Source organism: Streptococcus sp. BS35b (assembly GCF_000286475.1).
In the GTDB taxonomy this organism is placed as follows: Bacteria; Bacillota; Bacilli; order Lactobacillales; family Streptococcaceae; genus Streptococcus; species Streptococcus oralis_W.
Window position 1 is genome coordinate 23,911 of sequence record NZ_ALKH01000002.1, and the last position, 22,456, is coordinate 46,366.

21 protein-coding genes are annotated in these 22,456 nt (G+C 37.8%); 14 read left to right on the forward strand and 7 right to left on the reverse strand.

From position 1 onward, the window contains the following. Positions 1-21: 21 nt before the first annotated feature. Both HMPREF1149_RS04355 and HMPREF1149_RS04360 read right to left on the reverse strand, forming a co-directional pair. The gene (locus HMPREF1149_RS04355; RefSeq protein WP_000834492.1) at positions 22-2,574 is read right to left on the reverse strand and encodes a YfhO family protein; all 2,553 of its coding nucleotides are present in this window, start codon (positions 2,572-2,574) and stop codon (positions 22-24) included. Positions 2,575-2,636: 62 nt separating this feature from the next. Then, positions 2,637-4,259, reverse strand: a complete 1,623-nt coding sequence (locus tag HMPREF1149_RS04360; protein WP_000958795.1) for an ATP-binding cassette domain-containing protein — start codon at positions 4,257-4,259, stop codon at positions 2,637-2,639. Between the two features lie 195 nt (positions 4,260-4,454). Here HMPREF1149_RS04360 and trpS point away from each other — a divergent pair, with 195 nt between their 5' ends. Both trpS and guaB read left to right on the forward strand, forming a co-directional pair. After that, positions 4,455-5,480 (forward strand): tryptophan--tRNA ligase, encoded by a 1,026-nt coding sequence (gene trpS, locus HMPREF1149_RS04365; RefSeq protein ID WP_000165462.1) that lies wholly within the window; start codon positions 4,455-4,457, stop codon positions 5,478-5,480. Positions 5,481-5,642: 162 nt separating this feature from the next. Beyond that, positions 5,643-7,121 carry an IMP dehydrogenase gene (guaB, locus tag HMPREF1149_RS04370; protein WP_000073417.1) on the forward strand — a complete coding sequence of 493 codons (1,479 nt, stop codon included), beginning with the start codon at positions 5,643-5,645 and terminating at the stop codon, positions 7,119-7,121. 52 nt (positions 7,122-7,173) lie between these two features. Here guaB and recF read toward each other — a convergent pair whose 3' ends face one another. Further along, on the reverse strand, positions 7,174-8,271 hold the full coding sequence (gene recF, locus HMPREF1149_RS04375; protein ID WP_000266681.1) for a DNA replication/repair protein RecF: 1,098 nt from the start codon (positions 8,269-8,271) through the stop codon (positions 7,174-7,176). 2 nt (positions 8,272-8,273) lie between these two features. Then, complete coding sequence (gene yaaA, locus HMPREF1149_RS04380) at positions 8,274-8,642, reverse strand: S4 domain-containing protein YaaA (RefSeq protein ID WP_000455875.1); 369 nt, start codon at positions 8,640-8,642, stop codon at positions 8,274-8,276. 160 nt (positions 8,643-8,802) lie between these two features. Between yaaA and yfmF the strand changes: the two genes are divergently transcribed. From yfmF to tsf, 12 genes are all read left to right on the forward strand, one after another. After that, complete coding sequence (gene yfmF / locus HMPREF1149_RS04385) at positions 8,803-10,053, forward strand: EF-P 5-aminopentanol modification-associated protein YfmF (protein WP_000780197.1); 1,251 nt, start codon at positions 8,803-8,805, stop codon at positions 10,051-10,053. Continuing rightward, complete coding sequence (gene yfmH / locus HMPREF1149_RS04390) at positions 10,050-11,339, forward strand: EF-P 5-aminopentanol modification-associated protein YfmH (RefSeq protein ID WP_000170123.1); 1,290 nt, start codon at positions 10,050-10,052, stop codon at positions 11,337-11,339. Before yfmF ends, yfmH begins: the two co-directional genes overlap by 4 nt. Positions 11,340-11,374: 35 nt before the next feature. Further along, positions 11,375-12,196: a cytoskeleton protein RodZ gene (gene rodZ / locus HMPREF1149_RS04395; RefSeq protein ID WP_001227980.1), complete on the forward strand. Its 822-nt coding sequence runs from the start codon at positions 11,375-11,377 to the stop codon at positions 12,194-12,196. 10 nt (positions 12,197-12,206) lie between these two features. Next, positions 12,207-12,752, forward strand: coding sequence for a CDP-diacylglycerol--glycerol-3-phosphate 3-phosphatidyltransferase (pgsA, locus tag HMPREF1149_RS04400; RefSeq protein WP_000712149.1), 546 nt, complete (start codon positions 12,207-12,209; stop codon positions 12,750-12,752). Further along, complete coding sequence (locus tag HMPREF1149_RS04405; protein WP_000835745.1) at positions 12,749-13,576, forward strand: energy-coupling factor ABC transporter ATP-binding protein; 828 nt, start codon at positions 12,749-12,751, stop codon at positions 13,574-13,576. The genes pgsA and HMPREF1149_RS04405 overlap by 4 nt, the downstream gene beginning before the upstream one ends. Then, on the forward strand, positions 13,561-14,400 hold the full coding sequence (locus HMPREF1149_RS04410) for an energy-coupling factor transporter ATPase (RefSeq protein ID WP_000513205.1): 840 nt from the start codon (positions 13,561-13,563) through the stop codon (positions 14,398-14,400). Before HMPREF1149_RS04405 ends, HMPREF1149_RS04410 begins: the two co-directional genes overlap by 16 nt. Further along, positions 14,393-15,187 carry an energy-coupling factor transporter transmembrane component T family protein gene (locus HMPREF1149_RS04415; RefSeq protein WP_000377881.1) on the forward strand — a complete coding sequence of 265 codons (795 nt, stop codon included), beginning with the start codon at positions 14,393-14,395 and terminating at the stop codon, positions 15,185-15,187. Before HMPREF1149_RS04410 ends, HMPREF1149_RS04415 begins: the two co-directional genes overlap by 8 nt. 60 nt (positions 15,188-15,247) lie before the next feature. Then, positions 15,248-16,063 (forward strand): rod shape-determining protein MreC, encoded by an 816-nt coding sequence (gene mreC / locus HMPREF1149_RS04420; protein ID WP_001078968.1) that lies wholly within the window; start codon positions 15,248-15,250, stop codon positions 16,061-16,063. A 2-nt stretch (positions 16,064-16,065) separates the two neighbouring features. After that, positions 16,066-16,560, forward strand: coding sequence for a rod shape-determining protein MreD (gene mreD / locus HMPREF1149_RS04425; RefSeq protein ID WP_001237923.1), 495 nt, complete (start codon positions 16,066-16,068; stop codon positions 16,558-16,560). A 93-nt stretch (positions 16,561-16,653) separates the two neighbouring features. Beyond that, the gene (gene pcsB / locus HMPREF1149_RS04430) at positions 16,654-17,889 is read left to right on the forward strand and encodes a peptidoglycan hydrolase PcsB (protein ID WP_000726999.1); all 1,236 of its coding nucleotides are present in this window, start codon (positions 16,654-16,656) and stop codon (positions 17,887-17,889) included. 224 nt (positions 17,890-18,113) lie between these two features. Next, positions 18,114-18,893, forward strand: a complete 780-nt coding sequence (gene rpsB, locus HMPREF1149_RS04435) for a 30S ribosomal protein S2 (protein WP_000268476.1) — start codon at positions 18,114-18,116, stop codon at positions 18,891-18,893. 78 nt (positions 18,894-18,971) lie between these two features. Continuing rightward, a complete protein-coding gene (tsf, locus tag HMPREF1149_RS04440) occupies positions 18,972-20,012 on the forward strand; it encodes a translation elongation factor Ts (RefSeq protein ID WP_000808087.1) in 1,041 nt (346 codons plus the stop codon). A 278-nt stretch (positions 20,013-20,290) separates the two neighbouring features. Here tsf and cysK read toward each other — a convergent pair whose 3' ends face one another. From cysK to HMPREF1149_RS04455, 3 genes are all read right to left on the reverse strand, one after another. Then, positions 20,291-21,217 (reverse strand): cysteine synthase A, encoded by a 927-nt coding sequence (gene cysK, locus HMPREF1149_RS04445; protein ID WP_001029451.1) that lies wholly within the window; start codon positions 21,215-21,217, stop codon positions 20,291-20,293. 96 nt (positions 21,218-21,313) lie between these two features. Beyond that, on the reverse strand, positions 21,314-21,757 hold the full coding sequence (locus HMPREF1149_RS04450) for a PH domain-containing protein (RefSeq protein ID WP_000231195.1): 444 nt from the start codon (positions 21,755-21,757) through the stop codon (positions 21,314-21,316). Between the two features lie 13 nt (positions 21,758-21,770). Then, positions 21,771-22,406, reverse strand: coding sequence for a YigZ family protein (locus tag HMPREF1149_RS04455; protein ID WP_000395760.1), 636 nt, complete (start codon positions 22,404-22,406; stop codon positions 21,771-21,773). Positions 22,407-22,456 lie beyond the last annotated feature (50 nt).

The following is a 22,456-nucleotide window of genomic DNA, read 5'->3' on the forward strand; positions in this document are numbered from 1 at the left end:
AAAGATTGGCCAAGGAATTGGTCAATCTTTTTCTGTCTTAGATAAATTTCGTCTGTGATTATAGATTCCAAAAAGAAGAAGGGCAGTTACTGAGCAGACTGCTCCAATAACAAAACCATCGGGGATAAAGGAAAGTGTAATGGTGCCTTTTCCCTCTGGAACATCAACTTTCATAAAACCAGTCTGAGCCTGCTTGATTTCAAGTTTTTTCCCATCTTGGTATGCAGACCAACCTTTGTCATAAGGAATAGTGAAGAAAATAGAGGTATCTTGTTTTACTTCATATGTAGCAAAGACTTTATTTTTAGAGGTGGATACTTCTACAGGTTGTTCTTTAATCTTTTGAATTGCCTCAGTAAGAGCCTGAGTATCTAAACGATAGAAGGTTGGAGATTCAAAGGACACCTGAGAATTTCCAGGGAAACTAACACTGATATTGAAAGTTTTTTGTTCTTCAGTATAACCCAAATTAAAGAAATTAAATGCATTGTCAGTTGTAAAAGTCTTTTTTTCTCCATTGACAATGATGTCAACTTTCTTTTGCTTATCGTTTGTAAAATGAAGATTTGAAAAAGAGAGATAGACTTGGCTATTTTGAGGAACCTCAATTTGATAATCAATCTTTGCATCTTCATTCGCAGAACCTGTGATACTTGTTAAACCTTCAGAATTATCTGTTTTATCATATGCTATTTGGGAGAAGTAATCTAAGTTGAGATTAGCAAGCTGGTTTATAAATAAAGCCTGATTATCCAGAGTGTGATTATTAAAGTTTACATCTGTGTAAATAGATTGAGTGGCAAAGGCAATGGGTAAAGAGAGTTGATTTTTATATAAGGTTAAATGATCCTTTTGATAAATCTCTTGAAAGCCATACTTATCAAGTGAAGTTTCAGAAATATTGTACTGGATTCCAAATAAACTGTCTGCTAAAAGACTGTTATTTACATAACGGAGATTAAGGTTGGTTCCAGAGGATTTGAATCCCAGTTTATCCAAACTAGTACTAGCTGAACGATTTCGTACAGACGAAAATTGAGAGATTCCATTGTAGTTAAATTTCATACTGTCATTCCCAGTCTGAATTTGCAGTTTTTCAGTACGTGTAAATGGATTGTCAATTTGGTTTAGAATGGATTCCATAGCGGTGATATCTCTATTATAGGCCCTACGAGAAGCAAAGGCCCATTCTTTAGCTATTCCTTCCATTTGAGATGAAGCATTTAAGCTTATCTCAACTGTTATAAATAAAGACAAAAGAATTGCAAATAGATTTATAGAGATAAATTTTCTAATGACTGCAAGAAGTAAAAGAGCATAAACTAGTAGAAATTCAAGAGTGAGCAGGATATTCAAATCAGTTAAAAAAGAATAGTGTGATTTAAAATAGACAGTAGCTAAAAATCCTGTTAGTACAAGAGAAAGTGAGATAAATAGATTCCATAGCTTCAGTTCTTTCAGACGATTTAAGACTTCTGCTGCAGTATAAATTAACAGAGTGGAAAAAATCCAAGCATAGCGATGCAAAAACATATTTGGGGTGTGCATCCCTTGCCAAAATAAATCAAGTGCTTCTATGTAAAAGCTTGTTATTAAAAAAGTAAAAAAAATTGCATAGATAAGTTTCACGTGAAACTTAATGGATTTTATTGTGAAAAATAGAATGGTCAAAATAAAAGGAAGCAATCCAACAAAAATCATTGGTATAGATCCATACTTAGTTGTATCAAAAGATCCAATGAATTGTTTTGCGAAAATATCCAGATACCAGCTACTGTCTGTTTTTAATTTTGTGATGGCAGTCAACTTCTCCCCATGAGTTTGTAAATCAAACAGTGTAGGAAGAGTCATAATCAAACTAGCCATTCCTGCTAAAAAGGAAGTGATAATAAAATCTATAAAAGATGATTTTCGAGTTTTAAAGTCCCAAGAAATTTGGCAGAGATACCAGAAAATAAGAAACAATGCTGTCATATACCCAAAATAATAATTTTGAATAAATAAGATTGACAAACTTGTAAAGTATAGTAGGCGCTTCTTTTGTGTTATAAGTAGGTGTAAACCAGTTATAATTAAAGGAATCAAGATAAAAACATCTAGCCAGGTTTTAATCTCTAACTGACTGACAGTGAAGCTCATTAAAGCATAGGAAGTAGATAAGGCAAGTTTTAAAAATTTTGGGATATCTTTAAATAATCTAGTCAAACTAAAGAAGGTTGACAGACCAATCAATCCAAATTTTAAGAGAGTGGTCAGATAAACAGCATCTGGCATATTCGACAGATTAAAAAAGTAAACCAGAGGTGAGAGAAAACTACCCAAGTAATAACTAGATAGAGCATAGAAATTCAGCCCGAGGCCACTTGTAAAGGTGTAAAATAAACTGCCATTTCCATGTAGAATATTTCGTAAAGCTACATCAAAAATAACGTATTGATGAAAACCATCTCCTAATAGTGGAGATGAATCGCTATTCCAGTAGATACCTTGAGTTAGGTATACTCCAGTCATAATTACAAAAGGAATGATGAAAGAAACAAAATAGGTCCAATATGTTTTAAAAAATGATTTCATGTTACCTCGTAGAATGATAGAAAACTCAGTTGGTTACCCCAACTGAGTTTTGAAGTCTTATTTTAGTCTTTCCAAAGTTCTTTAACTTTTGCTTGTACTTCTGCATTTTCTAGGAATTCATCATAAGTTTCATCGATACGATCAATGACGCCATTTTTAGACAAAACAATGATATGGTTTGCCAAAGTTTGGATAAACTCGTGGTCATGACTGGCAAAGATGATTGATTCTTTAAAGTTTTTCAATCCATCGTTCAAGCTTGAGATAGATTCCAAGTCCAAGTGATTTGTTGGATCATCAAGTACAAGGACATTTGATTTCAAGAGCATGAGTTTTGAAAGCATGACACGTACTTTTTCTCCCCCTGACAAGACGTTTACAGGTTTGTTAACCTCATCTCCAGAAAAGAGCATACGACCAAGGAAACCACGTAGGAAGGTATTGTCATCTTCTTCTTTACTTGCAAATTGACGCAACCAGTCAAGGATTGACTCTCCTCCTGCAAAATCAGCCGAGTTGTCTTTTGGCAAGTAAGAACGGCTAGTAGTAACTCCCCACTTGACAGTTCCTTCATAGTCGATGTCACCCATAATTGCACGAATTAATGCAGTTGTTTGGATGTCGTTTTGTCCAATAAGAGCTGTTTTATCACCTGGACGCAAGATGAAACTAATATTGTCTAGGATAGTTTCGCCATCAATCTTTACAGTTAAATTTTCTACTGTCAAGAGATCATTACCAATCTCACGTTCTGCTTTAAAGTTGATAAATGGGTATTTACGACTAGAAGGAACAATCTCTTCTAATTCAATCTTGTCAAGCATTTTTTTACGAGACGTTGCTTGTCTTGACTTAGAAGCGTTGGCAGAGAAGCGAGCAACGAATTCTTGCAATTGCTTAATTTTTTCTTCTCCCTTGGCATTACGGTCTGCTAGCAATTTAGCAGCAAGCTCAGAAGATTCCTTCCAGAAGTCGTAGTTTCCGACGTAGAGTTTGATTTTTCCAAAGTCAAGGTCGGCCATATGAGTACACACTTTGTTTAAGAAGTGACGGTCGTGGGATACTACGATAACGGTGTTATCAAAATCAATCAAGAAGTCTTCTAGCCAAGTAATCGATTGGATATCTAAACCATTGGTTGGCTCGTCCAAAAGAAGAACATCAGGTTTACCAAATAAGGCTTTAGCAAGGAGAACCTTCACTTTTTCACCATTGGCCAATTCGCTCATGTTTTGATAGTGCAATTCTTCTGGAATGTTTAGGTTTTGAAGTAGTTGAGACGCTTCACTTTCTGCTTCCCAACCTCCAAGTTCAGCAAATTCACCTTCGAGTTCGGCTGCACGAACACCATCTTCATCTGAAAAATCTTCCTTCATGTAAATGGCGTCTTTTTCTTTCATGATGTTGTAAAGTTTTTCATTTCCCATAATAACGACATCAATAACTCGCTCATCTTCATAGTCAAAATGATTTTGACGGAGAACAGAGAGACGTTCATCTGGACCAAGAGAGATGTGACCGGTTGTTGGCTCGATATCACCAGCTAAGATTTTTAAGAATGTAGACTTCCCAGCACCATTAGCACCAATTAATCCGTATGTATTTCCTTCTGTAAATTTGATATTGACATCATCAAAAAGTTTGCGATCACTAAAACGTAGTGAAACATCAGATACTGTAAGCAATGTTTTTCTCCTATAATATGTAATACATTTATTCTACTAGAAAAGAGAGAAATATTCAAATTTTTATTTGTCAATTTTATGTCAATTAAGTTTACAGGTTTATTTACAATGAGTTAGTTGTTTGATTAAAATAATTTTCTGTTATTTTAACAAAAAAATGCTATAATTGAAGAGACCATTTCGAAGGAGAAAAAAATGACGAAACCCATTATTTTAACAGGAGATCGCCCAACAGGAAAACTGCATATTGGACATTATGTTGGGAGTCTTAAAAATAGAGTATTACTGCAGGAAGAAGACAAGTATGAGATGTTTGTTTTTTTGGCGGACCAACAAGCATTGACAGATCACGCCAAAGACCCTCAAACGATTGTAGAATCGATTGGGAATGTTGCCTTGGATTATCTAGCAGTTGGATTAGATCCAAGTAAATCAACTATCTTTATTCAAAGCCAGATTCCAGAGTTGGCTGAGCTGTCTATGTACTATATGAATTTGGTGTCACTAGCTCGTTTGGAACGGAATCCTACAGTAAAAACAGAGATTGCTCAAAAAGGGTTTGGAGAAAGTATTCCGACAGGATTTTTGGTTTATCCGATTGCGCAAGCAGCAGATATTACTGCCTTCAAGGCTAATTATGTTCCTGTTGGGACAGATCAGAAACCAATGATTGAGCAAACTCGTGAGATTGTTCGTTCCTTTAATCATGCTTATAATTGTGAGGTCTTGGTAGAGCCGGAAGGTATTTATCCAGAAAATGAGAGAGCAGGACGTTTGCCTGGTTTAGATGGAAATGCTAAAATGTCTAAATCCCTTAATAATGGTATTTATCTAGCAGATGATGCGGATACGTTGCGTAAAAAAGTCATGAGCATGTATACTGATCCGGATCATATTCGAGTGGAGGATCCAGGTAAGATTGAAGGAAATATGGTTTTCCATTATCTAGATGTGTTTGGTCGTCCAGAAGATGCTCAAGACATTGCAGATATGAAAGAACATTATCAACGTGGTGGTCTTGGTGATGTGAAGACGAAACGTTATCTACTTGAAATATTAGAACGCGAACTTGGCCCTATTCGTGAGCGCCGTATCGAATTTGCTAATGATATGGGCGAAGTGTACAATATGCTTCAAAAAGGTAGTGAAAAAGCGCGTGAGGTTGCAGGGCAAACTCTATCTGAAGTTAAGAGAGCAATGGGACTAAATTATTTTAAATAATAGATAAAATATGAATCGTAAAACTATCTCTTCCATAGGATCACAGAGATAGTTTTTTTATGATTTCTACCATAAATATAATTGACAAATTTTCATAGAATGGTATGATAGATACAATACAAAAAGAGTCAAGCTCAAAAAGAAAGAAAAGAGGAAACTTCAATGTCTAATTGGGATACTAAATTTTTAAAAAAAGGTTTTACCTTTGATGATGTATTGCTCATTCCAGCAGAAAGTCATGTGTTGCCTAATGATGCAGATTTAACAACAAAATTGGCAGATAATCTGACTTTAAATATCCCAATTATAACAGCCGCCATGGATACAGTCACAGAAAGTCAAATGGCTATTGCCATTGCTCGTGCAGGTGGTCTTGGAGTAATCCATAAAAATATGTCTATTGCGCAACAGGCAGATGAAGTTCGTAAGGTAAAACGTTCTGAAAATGGTGTTATTATTGATCCATTCTTCTTGACTCCAGAACACACTATTGCTGAAGCAGATGAACTGATGGGACGTTACCGTATCAGTGGTGTTCCAGTTGTGGAAACACTTGAAAATCGTAAATTGGTTGGTATTCTAACAAACCGAGATCTTCGCTTTATTTCAGATTACAATCAGCCAATCTCAAACCATATGACCAGTGAAAATCTTGTTACTGCTCCTGTTGGTACAGACCTTGCAACAGCTGAAAGCATTCTTCAAGAACACCGTATTGAAAAACTTCCTTTGGTTGATGAAGAAGGTCGTCTTTCTGGCTTGATTACTATCAAAGACATTGAAAAAGTGATTGAGTTTCCAAATGCTGCAAAAGATGAATTTGGTCGTCTTCTAGTTGCTGGTGCGGTAGGTGTCACTTCAGATACATTTGAACGTGCCGAAGCCCTTTTTGAAGCAGGAGCGGATGCAATTGTTATTGATACTGCACATGGTCATTCTGCAGGTGTTCTACGTAAAATTGCTGAAATTCGTGCTCACTTCCCAGACCGCACTTTGATTGCGGGTAATATTGCTACTGCTGAAGGTGCGCGTGCTCTTTATGATGCAGGTGTAGATGTTGTCAAAGTCGGTATCGGACCAGGTTCTATCTGTACTACTCGTGTGATTGCAGGGGTTGGTGTCCCACAAGTGACAGCAATCTATGATGCAGCAGCAGTTGCGCGTGAATATGGTAAAACAATCATTGCTGATGGTGGAATCAAGTACTCTGGAGATATTGTAAAAGCCCTTGCTGCAGGTGGAAATGCGGTTATGCTTGGATCAATGTTCGCTGGAACAGACGAAGCACCAGGTGAAACAGAAATCTTCCAAGGACGTAAGTTTAAGACTTACCGTGGTATGGGATCAATCGCTGCAATGAAGAAAGGTTCAAGTGACCGTTACTTCCAAGGTTCTGTCAATGAAGCAAACAAACTTGTTCCAGAAGGAATTGAAGGCCGTGTTGCCTATAAAGGAGCAGCAGCTGATATTGTCTTCCAAATGATTGGTGGTGTTCGCTCTGGTATGGGTTATTGTGGTGCAGCTAACCTTAAAGAACTATATGATAATGCTCAATTTATTGAAATGTCTGGGGCTGGTCTAAAAGAAAGCCATCCTCATGATGTGCAAATTACTAATGAAGCACCAAACTACTCTATGTAGGAAGTAAAAAAGAACTCCTGATTTTCAGGAGTTCTTTTTATTTACAAAGTTGTCAATGTTGATTTACAGAAATTTTACCGTTTTGAATATTAAAAATACTAAGGTTTTCTGGTAAGTTTTGTAAGTGGTCTAAACTTGTTGTTGTAATAAAGGTTTGGATAGATTGAGAAATGGTTTCTAGTAATTTTAGTTGCCGTGTATTGTCAAGTTCACTCATAACATCATCAAGCAGTAGTATCGGAGACTCGTTGGTAATACTTTCCATTAGCTCAATCTCTGCTAGTTTGATAGAAAGTACAAGACTACGATGTTGACCTTGGCTTCCAAAACTAGCATCCATTCCATTGATATAAAAAGCAATGTCATCTCGATGAGGGCCAACTCCAGTATTCTTTTTAAATAAGTCTCTGGATCTGCTTTTCTCCAAAGCAATTTTAAAAGAATTTGTTAGCTGTTCTTCATCAGTGAAGTTGACAAATGATTGATAAGATATTGACAACTCTTCTAATTGATTTGAAATTTCTAAGTGTTTTTTTTGACCAAATTTCTCTAACTCTTTAATGAATTTTATCCGATGCTTTATGACGCGACAACCGTATTCTACTAACTGATCATCTAAGACTGACAGAAATGTTTCGTCAATCTTCTGGCTGGATTTTAGGTAAGTATTTCTTTGCTTGAGTATATGGTTATAGTTTGACAAGTCTGACAAGTAGATTGGTTTAATTTGTCCCAGTTCAATGTCTATAAATTTTCGACGAACAGAGGGGGCCCCTTTAATTAACTGGAGATCTTCAGGTGCAAAGAGGACCACATTCATATGTCCGATGTAGTCTGAGAGGCGGGCTTGTTTTAAGTGATTGACTTTAGTCACACGCCCTTTTGGCGTTAAATCAATTTCTAGAGGAATAGAACCTGTTTTTTTCTGTAGCAAGCCAGAGAGATGGAGTTGCTCGTCATCAAAATGAATGAGATTTTTATCTGTACGAGTCCGATGACTACGTGTCAAGGCCAAGAAATAGATTGCTTCTAGAATATTGGTTTTTCCTTGTGCATTTTGACCTAGAAAGATGTTTAATTTTGGATTGAAATCAATTTTTGCCTCTTTGTAGTTTCGAAAGGTTTTGATTGTTAAATGTTGGAGCCACATGGTTATCTTCCTGGAAAACGTGGAGCTTGTTTGGTTTTAGGCGATGAAGAAGTTTTTTGTTTTTCTTTCTTGACAACTTTATTCATCTCTTTGACAAGTTTAGCAATTCGCTCTTTCTCAATCTTATCTGCTTGATACTCTTCTTGCTCTTTTAAACTTGGTTTTGTCAAGGTGATGTCAATCTTTAAATCAGGAATGTCAATCGTATCTCCAATACGGATTTTTTTCCCACGTCTACTTTCTAACTCACCATTAAAGTAAACTTGATGATCTATTAAAAAGGATTTGATAGCACCACCGCTTTGTATAATCCCAAGCTCTTTTAGGAGGGCTTGGAGCGTAATAAATTCTTCAAATAATTTGTATTCCATAATTCACCTCAATCTTTGGTATTATACCATATTTTCCTTGAAATAGCTGAAGGAAGGTTAGTTGAAATGAAAACGATTTTACTCTTTAAAGCTATAAAGAGAACAAGAAAAATTTTGATTTTCGTGGTATAATAGAACTCTATATGTAAGGAGGTAAGGTATGAAATTAGTGCCTGGAATTTCAGCACATTTTGTTCAATCCAAAAAGTTTAAAACAAATAAAATCACTATTCGTTTTACTGCTCCCTTATCTCTTGAGACAGTAGCAGGACGCATGTTAAGTGCAAGTATGTTGGAGACGGCAAATCAAGCTTACCCAACATCTCAAGTATTTCGCAGATACTTGGCAAGTTTATATGGAACAGATATTTCCACAAGTGCTTATCGTAGGGGACAGGCACATATTCTTGACTTAACGTTTACTTATGTGAGGGATGATTTTTTAAGTAAAAAGAATGTCTTGACTTCTCGAATTTTGGAATTGGTGAAACAGACTTTATTTGCTCCCTTAGTTCAAGATGGTGCTTTTGAGCCAGCCTTATTTGAAATTGAAAGAAAACAGTTGTTGGCTAGTTTAGCTACTGATATGGACGATTCATTTTATTTTGCTCATAAGGAGTTGGATAGCTTGTTCTTCCATGATGAGCGTCTTCAATTGAGATACAGTGATTTACGAAACTGTATTTCAAATGAGTCTCCAAAAAGTAGCCACACTTGCTTTCAAGATGCTCTGAAAAATGATCGAATTGATTTCTTTTTCTTAGGTGATTTTAATGAAGTAGAAATTACAGAATCGCTGAAATCATTGCCCTTCACAGCTAGAAATAGCGATGTTACTATCCAGTACCATCAGTCTTATTCGAATGTTCTACAAGAAGGAATGGTTCAGAGAAATGTTGGGCAATCTATTTTGGAAATGGGCTATCATTCTCCTGTAAAATATAGTGATGATGAGCATTTGCCCATGCTTGTCATGAATGGTCTGTTGGGTGAATTTGCACATTCGAAACTCTTTACAAATGTTCGTGAAAATGCTGGAATAGCCTATTCAGTCTCTAGTCAATTGGATTTGTTTAGTGGTCTGTTAAGGATGTATGCGGGTATTGATAGAGAAAATCGAAATCAGGCTAGAAAAATGATGAATCATCAATTGCTAGATCTGAAAAAGGGTAACTTTACAGATTTTGAACTTGAACAAACCAAGGAGATGATTCGACGATCTTTGTTGATGGCTCAAGATAATCAACAGACCCTAGTTGAAAGAATCTATTTGAATGCTCTATTTGGAAAATCAAGCTTTGATATGGATCGATTGGTGGCAAAATTAGAGAGTGTTGATAAAGAAGCGGTATGTAAAGCTGCCAACAGTTTGAAGTTACAAGCGATTTACTTTATGGAAGGAGTAGAATGACAAAGGTTACTTTTGAAGAAAAATACTATCCTGCTGTAAAGGAAACAGTCTACAAAACACAATTGTCAAATGGATTGACAGTTTCTTTACTCCCTAAGCAAGATTTCAATGAGGTTTATGGGATTGTAACGGTTCAATTTGGTTCTGTAGATGCAACTTATACACGCTTGGAAAAAGGTTTACGTCATCATCCAGCAGGAATTGCACATTTTCTTGAACATAAATTGTTTGAAAGAGAAAATTCTGAGGATATAATGGCTGCTTTTACTCGATTAGGTGCAGAAAGCAATGCCTTTACAAGCTTTACTAAGACCAGCTATCTTTTTTCAACAATTGACCATCTATTAGAGAGTTTAGATTTGCTAGATGAGTTAGTTGGAGATGTTCATTTTACAGAAGAGTCTGTTTTGAGGGAACAGGATATTATCCAGCAAGAACGAGAAATGTACCAAGATGATCCAGACTCACGTTTGTTTTTTGCAACATTAGCCAACCTTTATCCTGATACTCCTTTAGCAATAGATATTGTTGGAAGTGAAAAATCAATTTCTGAGATTCAAGTTTCAAATTTAAAAGAGAACTTTACAGACTTTTACAAACCTGTCAACATGTCACTGTTTTTAGTTGGAAATATTGATGTAAAAGTTGTTGAGGAATACTTTTCGAAAAAGGAAAAGGAACAGGAAGTTTCAAACCAGTTTACGGTTTTAAAAGAGCAACTACCTTTGCAGCCTGTGAAACAAACAGATAACCTTCGGATGGAAGTTTCTTCACCCAAACTTGCTGTTGCGATTAGAGGTAATGGGCAAATAACAGAAGATGAGTCTTATCGTTACAATATTTTATTGAAATTACTATTTACGATGATGTTTGGTTGGACTTCTGACCGTTTTCAAAGATTATATGAGACTGGGAAGTTAGATGCGTCATTGTCGCTTGAGGTTGAAGTCAACAGTCGCTTTCATTTTGTGATATTGACAATGGACACCAAAGAGCCTGTTTCTCTGTCGCATCAATTTCGGAAAGCGATTCGTCAGTTTAGTAGTGATACGGATATTACAGAGGAACATTTAGATCTTGTTAAGAGTGAGATGTTTGGGGAGTTTTTCAGTAGCATGAACTCTTTGGAATTTATTGCAACTCAATACGATCCGATGGATCGCGGAGAAACAATTTTTGATTTTCCAAAAATTTTACAAGAAATTACTTTGGAGGATGTTCTAGAAGCTGGACATCGTTTGATTGATAATGGTGATCTAGTTGATTTTACAATCTTTCCAGCTTAAAAGATGACTAATACTAGAAAGAAGGAATGGTACGTATGAGAAAAAAAACAATTGGCGAGGTTCTACGTTTAGCCAGAATTAACCAGGGATTGAGTTTGGAAGAATTGCAGGAAAAAACTGAAATTCAGTTGAATTTTCTAGAAGCTATGGAGGCTGATGATTTTGATTTGCTTCCTAGTACCTTCTATGCTCGTTCTTTTTTAAGAAAATATGCCTGGGCAGTAGAGTTAGATGAAAGAATTGTTTTGGATGCCTATGATTCAGGTAGTATGATTACCTACGAAGAGGTAGATGTCGATGAAGAAGACTTATCTGGTCGCAGACGATCAAATAAGAAAAAAACGTCTTATCTCCCCTTGTTTTATTTCGTTCTATTTGCTTTGTCAATTTTAATTTTTGTGACTTACTATGTTTGGAACTACATCCAAACTCAGCCAAGTCTTTCTTCAGCTAATTATAGTGTTGTGAGCTCAACTAGTTCAACAACCTCATCTAGTTCATCTTCTAGTAGTCAGACGTCTAGCTCGTCTTCTACTACGGAATCAACTATTACAGTGTCAGGTGAAGGAAACCGCATTGAAGCTCGGTATAAAACGAGTAAGGAAACCGCTACTGTTCAACTAGCAGTTTCAGATACAACTAGTTGGGTTAGTGTTTCAGGAAGTGAGCTGGAGGGTGGTGTGACACTATCCGCAGACAATAAGAATGCAAAAACAACAGTTTCAACTAAGAATCCCGTTACTATTACTTTAGGTGTAGTGAAGGGAGTTACTGTGACTGTGGACAATCAAACGATTGATACTTCGAAGCTGACAACTCAGACTGGAACTGTAACACTTACATTTACTACAGATTAAGGAAAAATCAATGAAAAAAGAACAAATTCCTAATGTATTAACTATTGGTAGAATTCTCTTTATACCTCTCTTTATTCTTATTTTGACTTTGGGCCATTCACAAGGAAGTCATTTGCTAGCAGCAATCATCTTTGCAGTTGCTAGTATAACGGATTATCTTGATGGCTACCTTGCTCGTAAATGGAATGTAGTCAGCAACTTTGGAAAATTTGCAGATCCGATGGCTGATAAGCTGTTGGTTATGTCAGCTTTTATCATGTTGATTGAGTTAGGTATGGCTCCAGCTTGGGTTGTTGCTATTATCATCTGTCGTGAACTTGCGGTGACAGGCTTGCGCTTGTTGCTTGTTGAGACGGGAGGAACAGTTCTAGCAGCAGCGATGCCAGGGAAAATCAAAACCTTTAGTCAGATGTTTGCCATTATCTTTTTGCTCTTACATTGGAATTTAATTGGTCAGCTGTTGCTTTATATCGCTTTGTTTTTCACTATCTACTCTGGTTATGATTATTTCAAGGGTAGCGCTCATGTATTCAAAGGGACATTTGGTTCGAAATGAAATCGATTATTGAAGTAAAAAATCTGTCTTTTCGTTACAAGGAAGACCAGGATCATTATGATGTTAATAATGTCTCGTTTCACGTGAAACGGGGAGAATGGCTTTCGATTGTAGGTCATAATGGGAGTGGGAAATCGACAACTATCCGTTTGATTGATGGCTTGCTTGAAGCAGAGTCTGGGGAAATCTGGATAGATGGGCAATTGCTGTCCTCTGAGAATGTTTGGGACTTACGCCGTCAAATTGGTATGGTTTTTCAAAATCCAGATAACCAATTTGTGGGGGCAACTGTTGAAGATGATGTCGCCTTTGGCTTAGAAAATCAGGGACTTCCTCGAGAAGAAATGAAGAAGAGAGTGTCTGAATCTTTGGAGTTAGTAGGTATGCTGGACTTTAAAAAGAGAGAACCAGCTCGTTTATCTGGTGGACAAAAACAGCGGGTGGCTATTGCGGGAGTTGTTGCCCTGAGGCCAGCTATTTTAATTCTGGATGAGGCTACAAGTATGTTGGATCCAGAGGGACGAAGAGAACTGATTCAGACAGTTCAAGAGATTCGAAAAGACCACCAGATGACAGTCGTCTCCATTACACATGACTTAGAAGAAGTTGCGATGAGTGACCGTGTCTTGGTCATGAAAAAAGGCCAAGTGGAGTCAACCAGCAGTCCAAGAGAACTTTTTTCTCGGGATGACCTTGACCAGATAGGGTTAGATGAGCCTTTTGCTAATCAATTGAGAGAATCTTTGAGAGAGACTGGTTATCAGTTGCCGGATGGTTATTTGACAGAAGGAGAGCTAGAGGACAAGCTATGGGAATTACTCTAGAAAATGTGAGCTTTACCTATCAAGAGGGGACTCCCCTATCTTCATCAGCCTTGACTGATGTTTCTTTGACGATTGAGGATGGCTCCTATACAGCTTTAGTAGGGCACACAGGTAGTGGGAAATCAACGATTTTACAGCTTTTAAATGGCCTATTGGTACCAAGTAAGGGTTCTGTTCAAGTTTTTGATACCGTCATTACCCCTACATCAACCAATAAAGAAATTCGTCAGATTCGAAAGCAAGTCGGTCTAGTGTTTCAATTTGCTGAAAATCAGATTTTCGAAGAGACTGTTTTGAAAGATGTTGCATTTGGACCGCAAAATTTTGGAGTTTCTGAGGAAGAGGCCAAGAAAATTGCGCGTGAAAAGTTAGCCTTGGTAGGCATCGATGAGTCACTCTTTGAGCGCAGTCCTTTTGAACTTTCGGGTGGCCAGATGAGACGTGTGGCTATAGCAGGTATGCTAGCCATGGAGCCAACTGTCTTGGTTTTGGATGAGCCAACAGCAGGGCTAGATCCTCTGGGCAGAAAAGAATTGATGACCCTGTTTAAAAAACTTCACCTTTCTGGAATGACAATCGTTCTGGTAACGCATTTAATGGATGACGTAGCTACATATGCTGATCAGGTCTATGTTATGGAAAAGGGGCTTTTAGTCAAAAGTGGTAAACCGAGCGAAGTTTTCCAAGATGTAGCCTCTATGGAAAAAGTGCAGTTAGGTGTGCCTAAAATCACAGCCTTTTGTAAACGTTTGGCAGATAGAGGTGTAGCTTTTAAAAAATTGCCAATCAAGATAGAGGAGTTTAAGGAGTCGCTAAATGGATAGTATGATTTTAGGGCGTTATATACCGGGGGATTCCATCATTCATCGCTTGGATCCACGTAGTAAATTGCTTGCCATGATCCTGTTGATTTTGATTGTATTTTGGGCTAATAATCCCCTCACCAATCTCATTTTGTTTATAGCGACAGGTATATTTATCGCTTTGTCAGGCGTTTCCCTCTCATTTTTCGTTCAGGGATTAAAATCCATGTTCTTCTTGATTGCTTTTACGACTCTTTTTCAGCTCTTTTTCATTTCAAGTGGAAATGTCCTATTTGAGTTTTCTTTTATAAGAATAACGGATTATGCTTTGCAACAAGCGGGAATCATTTTCTGTCGTTTTGTGTTGATTATTTTCTTTTCAACCTTGCTGACATTAACGACCATGCCTTTGAGTCTGGCAGCTGCAGTTGAAGCACTTTTGGCGCCTCTGAAACGCGTGAAAGTTCCCGTTCATGAAATTGGCCTCATGTTATCAATGAGTTTGCGTTTTGTTCCAACCTTGATGGATGACACAACGCGAATTATGAATGCTCAAAAAGCCCGTGGAGTTGACTTTGGTGAAGGTAGCATCGTTCAAAAAGTAAAGGCTATGATTCCAATTTTAATTCCTCTTTTTGCTACGAGCTTAAAACGTGCAGATTCATTGGCAATTGCCATGGAAGCGCGTGGTTATCAGGGAGGAAAGGGTAGAAGTCAGTATAGACAATTGAGATGGAGTCAAAAGGATACACTGGCAATTCTTGTGATTTTGGTACTGGGATGTTTCTTATTTTTCTTAAAATCTTAGCAGGTTTGTAGGATTGATAAGAAGCTCACTGTAGCAGATTTTTAGTATAAAGGTAGGAATATGAACCGTTTTAAAAAATCAAAATATCTAATCATCGTTTTTGTCACAGTTCTGGCAGTTTCTGTACTATTAGTGACAACCTATTCAAGCGCTATCGTGACAAAACTAGGAGATGGGATTTCCTTAGTAGATAGAATTGTCCAAAAACCCTTTCAGTGGTTTGATACTTTCAAATCAGATTTGGGACATTTGACGCAGACTTACAATGAAAACGAAAGCTTAAAAAAGCAGCTCTACAAACTAGAAGTGGAGTCTAATCAATCAGAAAGTTTAAAAAATGAAAATGAACAACTACGTCAGTTGCTGGATATGAAGTCAAAATTGCAGGCTACAAAAAACTTAGCAGCAGATGTGATTACGCGCTCACCGGTATTTTGGAAGCAAGAGTTAACGATAGATGCAGGAAGTTCAAAGGGTGCTTCTGAAAATATGTTGGCCATTGCAAACGGGGGCTTGATTGGCAGTGTTTCAAAAGTGGAGGATCATTCAACAACGATCAACCTATTGACAAACACCGAAAATTCAGACAAAATTTCCGTTAAAATCTTGCATGGTTCTACTGAAATTTACGGAATTATCGTTGGTTATGACAAAGAAACCGAACTTCTTAAAATTAGTCAATTAAACAGTAACAACGACATTAGTGCCGGAGATAGGGTGACTACAGGGGGGCTTGGAAACTTTAATGTTAAGGATATTCCTGTTGGAGAGGTTGTTGCTACAACTCATAGCAGTGATTATCTAACACGAGAGGTAACAGTAAAGTTAAGTGCTGATACTAAAGATCTTCATGTGGTAGAGTTAGTGGGGAATTAGCAATGAGACTGTTAAAACAAGTTGGTATTTTCTTTTTACTTCCTTTTCTTGTGCTAATTGATGCACATATTGGTCAATTAGTAGAATCCTTTTATCCCCATTTTCACTTAGCCAGTCATTTCCTGTTTTTATTTCTCTTGTTTGAGACAATTGAGGTATCAGAATACTTCTATCTAGCTTATTGCTGTATAGCAGGTTTGGTGTACGATATCTATTTTTTCCACTTGATAGGAATTGCGACACTTTTATTTATCTTGATAGGTGCCTCACTTCACAAGTTTAATAGTGTGACTTTGTTGAACCGTTGGACGAGAATGTTAACAATAGTTGTGATGAGCTTCCTATTTGATATGGGTAGTTATCTCCTGGCCCTTGCTATGGGACTGACAGTAGAATCAATGCCAGTTTTCATTGTTTACAGCCTTGTCCCATCAATGATTTTAAACTTTTTGTGGATGGTGATTTTCCAGTATATTTTTGAAAAATATTATCTATAAGAAAGAAATAAAAATGTAACAAAGGCGTAATATTTATTATGTCTTTTTTTGGTATACTAGTAATGTCTTAAATAGAAGGAGTATCTACACAATATGAAGAAAAAAATCTTAGCGTCACTTTTATTAAGTACAGTATTGGTGTCTCAAGTGGCAGTGTTAACAACTGTTCATGCTGAAACAACTGATGAAAAAATTGCTGCTCAAGATAGTAAGATTAGTGACTTGACAGCTCAACAAAAAGAAGCTCAAAAACAGGTAGATGAAATCCAAACGCAAGTTACAGCCATTCAAACACAGCAAGCAAACTTACAAGCTGAAAATGAAACACTACAAGCGGAATCTAAAAAACTCGAAGGAGAAATTACAGAGCTCTCTAAGAATATTGTTGCTCGTAATGAATCTTTGGAAAAACAAGCACGTAGCGCACAAACAAACGGTGCTGCAACTAGCTATATCAACACAATTGTAAATTCAAAATCAATTACAGAAGCTATTTCCCGTGTTGCGGCTATGAGCGAGATTGTATCGGCTAACAACAAAATGTTAGAGCAACAAAAAGCTGATAAAAAATCAATTTCAGAAAAACAAGTCGCAAATAATGAAGCAATTAATACTGTCATTGCGAACCAACAAACGCTTGCTGACGATGCACAGACATTGACAACAAAACAGGCGGAGTTAAAAGTTGCTGAGTTGAACCTTGCTGCAGAGAAAGCTACTGCAGAAGGCGAGAAAGCTACCTTGTTGGAACAAAAAGCAGCAGCAGAGGCAGAAGCGAAAGCAGCAGCTGAAGCAGAGGCAGCTTATAAAGCACGTCAAACAAGTCAACAACAATCAGTTGTTGCTTCTGGAAACACAAGTTTCTCAGCTCAAGTGCAAGCAACATCTACATCTACATCAACGTCAGCATCAGCATCTGACGACGAGGACTCAAGCTACACTCCAGCACCTACACCTACTCCAACTCCTACTAGACAACGTCCAACATACAGTACAAATGCTTCAAGTTATCCAACTGGTGAATGTACTTGGGGAGCTAAAACATTAGCACCTTGGGCTGGAGATTACTGGGGTAACGGAGCACAGTGGGCTACAAGTGCAGCAGCTGCAGGTTTCCGTACTGGTTCTCAACCACAAGTTGGTGCGATTGCATGTTGGAATGATGGTGGCTATGGACACGTAGCGGTTGTTACAGCAGTTGATTCAACTACTCGTATTCAAGTATCAGAATCAAACTATGGTGGAGATCGTACAATCGGTAACAAACGTGGATGGTTCAACCCAACTACAACATCTGAAGGTTATGTTACTTACATTTATCCAAACTAATGAATGAAACGAAGAGGCTCGATTTGAGCCTCTTTTATTATTTTTAATCGAGAGAAAGACCGAACTCTATCAAAATCACTTGAAAATATGGCTAAAATGTGGTAAAATGAAACTTGTCGTGTAAACGATAATACTCATTCTTGATGAATTGTGAAACTGTTGCCCTCGGGTCGTTTTGCAAGTTGAAGTCGAGGAGAGGAAAAAAACAAAAAGGAGAAATACTCATGGCAGTAATTTCAATGAAACAACTTCTTGAGGCTGGTGTACACTTTGGTCACCAAACTCGTCGCTGGAACCCTAAGATGGCTAAGTACATCTTCACTGAACGTAACGGAATCCATGTTATCGACTTGCAACAAACTGTAAAATACGCTGACCAAGCATACGACTTCATGCGTGATGCGGCAGCTAACGATGCAGTTGTATTGTTTGTTGGTACTAAAAAACAAGCTGCTGACGCTGTTAAAGAAGAAGCAGAACGTTCAGGTCAATACTACATCAACCATCGTTGGTTGGGTGGAACTCTTACTAACTGGGGAACTATCCAAAAACGTATTGCTCGTTTGAAAGAAATCAAACGCATGGAAGAAGAAGGAATCTTTGATGTTCTTCCTAAGAAAGAAGTTGCACTTCTTAACAAACAACGTGCACGTCTTGAAAAATTCTTGGGTGGGATCGAAGACATGCCTCGTATCCCAGATGTAATGTACGTAGTTGATCCACATAAAGAACAAATCGCTGTTAAAGAAGCTAAAAAATTGGGAATCCCAGTTGTAGCGATGGTTGACACAAACACTGATCCAGACGATATCGATGTAATCATCCCAGCTAACGATGACGCTATCCGCGCGGTTAAATTGATCACAGCTAAATTGGCTGACGCTATCATCGAAGGACGTCAAGGTGAAGATGCAGCAGCAGTTGAAGCAGAATTTGAAGCTTCAGAAGCTCAAGCTGACTCAATCGAAGAAATCGTTGAAGTTGTAGAAGGCGACAACGCTTAATTCAAATAAGTAATCATTACCTAGGAGGGCGGGGCTTAGCCCGGCTCTCCTATTTTTAAAAAATATAGGAGAATCAAAATGGCAGAAATTACAGCTAAACTTGTTAAAGAGTTGCGTGAAAAATCTGGTGCTGGTGTTATGGACGCTAAGAAAGCATTGGTTGAAGTTGAAGGTGATATCGAAAAAGCAATCGAATTGCTTCGTGAAAAAGGTATGGCTAAGGCAGCTAAGAAAGCTGACCGTGTTGCAGCTGAAGGTTTGACTGGTGTATTTGTTAACGGTAACGTTGCAGCAGTAGTTGAAGTAAATGCTGAAACTGACTTCGTTGCGAAAAACGCTCAATTCGTTGACTTGGTAAACGCAACAGCTAAAGTAATTGCTGAAGGAAAACCAGCGAACAACGAAGAAGCTCTTGCTTTGACAATGCCTTCAGGTGAAACTCTTGAAGATGCATATGTATCTGCAACAGCTACAATCGGTGAAAAAATCTCATTCCGTCGTTTTGCTTTGCTTGAAAAAACAGATGAGCAACACTTTGGAGCATACCAACACAATGGTGGTCGAATTGGTGTTATCTCTGTTATTGAAGGTGGAGACGAAGCGCTTGCTAAACAAATCTCAATGCACATTGCTGCGATGAAACCAACAGTTCTTTCTTACAAAGAATTGGATGAGCAGTTCGTTAAAGATGAGTTGGCACAATTGAACCACGTGATTGACCAAGATAATGATAGCCGTGCAATGGTTGGTAAACCAGCTCTTCCACACTTGAAATATGGATCAAAAGCTCAATTGACTGATGAAGTGATTGCTCAAGCTGAAGAAGATATCAAAGCTGAATTGGTTGCAGAAGGCAAACCAGAAAAAATCTGGGACAAAATCATCCCAGGTAAAATGGATCGCTTCATGCTTGACAACACTAAAGTTGACCAAGCATACACACTTCTTGCACAAGTATACATCATGGATGACAGCAAGACGGTTGAAGCCTACCTTGATTCAGTTAACGCTTCAGTAGTTGAGTTCGCTCGCTTTGAAGTTGGTGAAGGTATCGAAAAAGCTGCAAATGATTTTGAAGCTGAAGTTGCAGCTACAATGGCAGCGGCTTTGAATAACTAAAGAATCTGAAACAAAATAGTTCTCAGCCACAAAAAAGCTAGAGGTTTCCAATTGAGAAACTCTAGCTTTTTAATTTTGCCCCCTTTTCTTATTGTATTTTAAGAGGTTATTGGCCATGAGTATGAATACCATGTTAATTCTCACTTGACGCTTACACCCCTCAGATTACATCTCTTGTAACTCAAACAAGCCTTTATCTACTCCAAAACTTTGTTTTAAATAGGCTCTATATGAGTATATAAAAAGCCCTTTAATAAGGGCTAAGTGCATTTAGGAGACTACACTTCAAATTCATAGAGTGCTGTAGACAAATAACGTTCGCCGTTATCCGGTGCTAAAGCAAGGACTTTCTTCCCTGTACCTAATTTCTTGGCAACCTCAATTGCCCCGTAAATCGCTGCAGCTGAAGAAATCCCAACAAGGAAGCCTTCTTTTCCACCAATTTCACGGCCAAGTGCTAGAGCATCATCTGACGTTACGCGGACGATACCATCATAGGCCTTTGTATCAAGTGTTTCAGGAATAAATCCAGCTGAGATGCCTTGAATTTTGTGAGGCCCTGGTTTTTCACCAGACAAGATAGCTGACTCGTCTGCCTCAACTGCATAAACTTGAATGTTTGAATTTGCTGCTTTAAGAGCGTGAGAAACACCTGAGATCGTTCCACCAGTACCAACACCACCCACAAAAGCATCTAGTCCATCAGAACCGAAAGCAGCCAGTATTTCAGCTCCTGTTGTTCTTTCGTGTACTTCTGGGTTAGCTGGATTATTAAATTGGAGTGGAAGGAAGCCGTCACGTTCAGCAGCGATTTCCTGAGCTTTGGCAATAGCCCCTTTCATTCCTTCGCTACCAGGAGTGAGGACGAGTTCAGCACTATAAGCTTGGATAATCTTGCGTCGTTCTACACTCATCGTTTCAGGCATGACGATAACAACTTTATATCCTTTAGCGGCACCAACCCATGAAAGACCGATGCCAGTGTTTCCACTCGTTGCTTCAACAATGGTAGCACCCGGTTTTAGAATACCATCTTGTTCCGCTTTTTCAATCATGCTAAGGGCAATACGGTCTTTTACTGACGATCCAGGGTTAAAGGCTTCTAGTTTAACATAGACGTCTGCAGCACCCTCTGGAACAATGTTGTTAAGTTTAACAATCGGTGTTTGTCCGATTAGTTCAGTAATATTATTATAAATAGCCATAGATATACCTCTTTGTATAAGATGATACTAGTATAACTCGCTTAAGGCTATTTGTAAAATATAGAAATCCTATCAAAGTGATAGGATTTTTTTATATCAAAGGTCTAAGCCATTAATTTTTAATCGATTGTGATAAGCCAATTCTAATAAATAGGTGTAAAGAGGGAGGATGTCTGTTTTTTTAGGGAATTCAAATTTATGGAAACTCAAATGCTCATTATGTGCTTTTAGAAAGACATTTTCTAAATAAGTAATCGTAATCTCACTATCATCTATACCTGCTCCAGCAGTTTCCATTTCAACGTTTACAATGTTCATCAAAAAGAGTGACTTAGCAGACACCTTGCGACCAGTGGCACCTTGCTTATCAGTAAAAATAATACGGATATTTGTAAAGATAATTGAATCGCGAATAAGTTTATATCCACTTTGAATTTCTTCATTCTCTAGTAGATATTGACCATATTCTTTGATAAGAGTCTCTTTCTTTTCCTCGCTAAAGTTTCCAGCAAGTCCTTGAATAAATTTTCCAAAAACCATAATTTCTCCTTTTTTACACTAAGTTTACAGGAACTTCAACCTCTCGTAAACCTTGATCTGTTAAAGTGATTTTTCCATTAAAGAACTCAACAAGAGCAGCTTTGATTTTTTCTTTCTCTTCTTTATCGACATAAATCATTGTATCAACTTGATCTGTAAAGTTTGTATCCAGCTCCATTAGATGGTGCTCTCTAAGAAAATTGCCATATTCTTGATACTGAGTGTAGGACATCTGAATGGCTATACCAGCCTGCTCTTTGATTTCGATAATGCCAATCTCTTTGACAGCCAAGGCTACGCTACCTGCATAAGCACGAATCAAACCTCCAGCACCTAGCTTAATTCCCCCAAAGTAGCGTGTCACTACTACACAGAGATTGGTTAGATTATGATTTTCTAAGACGCTCAGCATAGGGACTCCAGCAGTACCACTAGGCTCACCGTCATCACTCGTACGCTTGATTTCACTACGTTCCCCTAGAATAAAAGCAGAGCAGTTATGGGTGGCTTTATAGTGTTTTTTTTTGATGGTAGTGATAAAATCACGGGCCTCTTCTTCGCTATAAATACGCTTGACATGGCAGATAAAACGGGATTTTTTGATTTCTTCTTGGACCTGCCCATCCTCTTTAATTGTTCTAAATTCCATGATTTAATTGTACTAAAAAAATACCTAAAGTGCTAGATTTTTACGAATAT